The organism is Neisseria sp. P0021.S006 (assembly GCF_051956895.1).
Window position 1 is genome coordinate 1 of the sequence record NZ_JBQCWZ010000155.1, and the last position, 2,221, is coordinate 2,221.

Sequence of the window (2,221 nt, forward strand, 5' to 3'; positions counted from 1 at the left end):
GCCTTACACTACGGCTCAAGCACGAAACCGTCAGGATATCTTGAACATCGGCGGCTTCTCCGACCAGGTATTCTCCCTGATTGGTTCCTTTGCCGAACGAGGTATGGGTACAGATTTCTGGGTAGAAGAGATTGAGAAAACGCCGTTGGCAGCTGTGAACTGAAGCTAAGGTCGTCTGAAAAAAGTAGGAATATATTTCAGACGGCCTATTTATTCAGGGCAAGCTGAGAAAAAGAATAAGGAAACAAAATGCAAAAATTCATCTTAATCCGTGGACACCAAGGTTCGGGAAAATCGACTTTCGCCGAACAAAAAGCCGCCGAATTTAAAGCGAAGTACCGTGATGCCGAAATCGTCCATATTGAAAACGACTTATTCATGACCGACGAAAATGGCGTGTACCGTTGGTCGGGCGAGGCAGTGGATAAGGCGCAGAAACGCGGTAATGCCTTGATGACCGAAACCTTAAAAATCGGACGCCAAAATCCGAACCGCAATATTCTAATCATCCATTCCAACACCAACCAAAAGGCTTCGCGTTGCCGCCATTTGTTGGATTTGGCGAAAAAAAGCGCTTTTGATACAGAAATCTACCGTATGCACAATTTCTATCCCAACCTGCACGGCGTGAAAGAGCATGACGTGTTGGCGGCGTATATCAAGCTGAACCAAAACCGTGTGGCAAACGAAATCCACGTTGAAGCCGTACAGCCCGCCAGCGCGGAACAACTGGAAAAAATCAAGCAGATGCAGGCTTTCGAGCAACAAACCTTGTCGTTTGACGAAGCGCAGCAAACCTTCGTCACTGAAAATTATCTGCAACACGGCAGCCGCAACTTTACCGCCAAAGCATCCAAGCGTTACCCCGAATTGCGCGTGTTGAAATACGCCCGCAGCGTGTTCTACGACAACCGCTTCGACGATGCGCTGCTGGAAATGCGCGGCTTGATTATCGACGCGCACAACCGCATCATCGTGCGCCCGTTTAAAAAAGTGTTCAATTATTCGGAACGTATCGCCAAAGGCAGCCGTTACCCGATCCGCGTCGGCGACGAGCGATTGGTGGATGCGGTGGTAAAAGTGAACGGTTTCCTCGGCTGCTGCACTTTCGTCTCGCTTTCAGACGGCCACCCGTCCCACGGCGCGGCGTTTGACGGCAAAGTGCTGTATTCGACCACCGGTTCGCTCGACAGCGCGTTTGTGGACATGACCGCCGCACACTGCGCGCAATACGAAACCCTGTTCCGCGCTTATCCGAACCACACTTTTTTGTTTGAAATCACAGACGCGAAAGACGTACACATCATCCGCGAAGAATTGGGCGAGACCTTAATCGGCTGCATCGATGTGGCGACGGGCCGTCAGTTTAGCGAAGCCGAATTGGACGAAATCGGCAAACAATACGGTGTCCGCCGCCCCGAAACGTTAAAAAACATCACGTTCGGGGAGCTGAAAGGCCGTCTGAAAAACGTGGAACACGAAGGCTTTATGGTATTTGATGCACAAAACGGCGAAATGCTGTTCAAACTCAAATCGCCGTATTACCTGATTTCCAAGTTTCTGGGACGAAGCAATGAAGGCAACATCGGCCGCAAGCTCGACAAACGCCACGTCGATGAAGAGTTTTACCCCTTAATCGACCACATCCGCGAGCATCGCGAAGCGTTCAACGCCATACCGGAATTGGATAAGATTGCGTTTATCCAAGCATTCTTGCGGCAACTGTAAGGCCGTCTGAAAATATATGGAGCAACATGTATTTATTTTCCGCGCTCGTATGCTTCAATTTCGCCGACTTTAGGTGCATAGCCGCTGTTTGTGTCGTGACGCAAGTCCAACCAGATATCGACCAATGCCCAAGCGGCCGGAGCGGCAATCACGTTTTGCCCCATACATAAAACTTGCGCGTTATAGTTTTCCACCGAGCCGCGGACAGTAAGCAAATCATGCGCCGTTGCTGCCCGTATGCCGCGCACCTTATTGGCGGCGATTGCCGTGCCCACGCCGGTGCCGCAAATCAACAGCGCACGGTCGGCACGTCCTGCCGCGACTTCTTCGGCCGCGGCAAACGAGAGTTGCGGATAGGTTTCTTCTGGCGAGGATAAATCGACCAAGCTGCTGACGCGCGGGTCGTTTTGCAGATGCGCTTTGAGCGCGTCTTTCAATATTGCGCCGTTGGCCGGCGCGGCAATAACCAAACGCATAAAAACTCCTTGAAGCA

The 2,221-nt window shown here is 51.4% G+C and carries 2 protein-coding genes and 1 pseudogene; 2 read left to right on the plus strand and 1 reads right to left on the minus strand.

The genetic code is table 11. The annotated features are described in order from the left end of the window. Nucleotides 1-163: pseudogene (locus tag ACTHUM_RS11840) on the plus strand (RNA-binding protein); the annotation flags it as partial. 86 nt (nt 164-249) lie between these two features. After that, the gene (locus ACTHUM_RS11845) at nt 250-1,728 is read left to right on the plus strand and encodes an RNA ligase (protein WP_107791808.1); all 1,479 of its coding nucleotides are present in this window, start codon (nt 250-252) and stop codon (nt 1,726-1,728) included. Nucleotides 1,729-1,760: 32 nt separating this feature from the next. On the opposite strand, the gene ACTHUM_RS11850 is transcribed toward ACTHUM_RS11845, so the two are convergent. Continuing rightward, nucleotides 1,761-2,204, minus strand: coding sequence for an RpiB/LacA/LacB family sugar-phosphate isomerase (locus ACTHUM_RS11850; RefSeq protein WP_070461664.1), 444 nt, complete (start codon nt 2,202-2,204; stop codon nt 1,761-1,763). Between the last annotated feature and the right edge of the window lie 17 nt (nt 2,205-2,221).